This is a genomic window from Pseudomonas sp. P65(2024), from assembly GCF_057480955.1.
This window is the reverse complement of sequence record NZ_JBLIYX010000045.1, coordinates 1-713: the sequence shown is the minus strand read 5'-3', so window position 1 is coordinate 713 and position 713 is coordinate 1. Positions and strand designations below refer to the sequence as shown.

Here is a 713-nt window from a genome sequence, read left to right as displayed (position 1 = left end):
ACGCCGGCGCCGACGGTACGACCGCCTTCACGGATGGCGAAGCGCAGACCGTCTTCCATTGCGATGGTCTTGATCAGGGTGACAGTCATCTGGATGTTGTCACCTGGCATTACCATCTCAACGCCTTCCGGCAGTTCGCAGTTACCGGTCACGTCAGTGGTACGGAAGTAGAACTGAGGACGGTAGCCTTTGAAGAACGGAGTGTGACGGCCGCCTTCTTCCTTCGACAGGACGTAGACTTCTGCGGTGAACTTGGTGTGCGGCTTGACCGAACCTGGCTTGACCAGAACCTGGCCACGCTCAACGTCGTCACGCTTGGTACCACGCAGCAGAACGCCGCAGTTCTCGCCAGCACGACCTTCGTCCAGCAGCTTGCGGAACATCTCAACACCGGTGCAGGTGGTGGTGGTGGTGTCACGCAGACCAACGATTTCCAGCGGATCTTGAACGCGGACGATACCACGCTCGATACGGCCGGTAACAACGGTACCACGACCCGAGATCGAGAATACGTCTTCGATCGGCATCAGGAACGGCTGGTCGATGGCACGAACTGGCTCAGGGATGTAGGCATCCAGAGTTTCAACCAGCTTCTTGACAGCGCTGGTACCCATTTCGTTGTCGTCTTTGCCTTCCAGCGCCATACGAGCCGAACCGATGATGATCGGGGTGTCGTCGCCTGGGAAGTCGTAGGTGGACAGCAGGTCGCGAAC

1 protein-coding gene is annotated in these 713 nt (G+C 58.3%); it reads right to left on the bottom strand.

Going from position 1 to position 713, the window contains the following annotated elements; translation table 11 throughout:
• A partial coding sequence (locus AC25MA_RS25795) for an EF-Tu C-terminal domain-related protein (RefSeq protein ID WP_486972548.1) occupies positions 1-713 on the bottom strand: 713 nt, incomplete at both ends.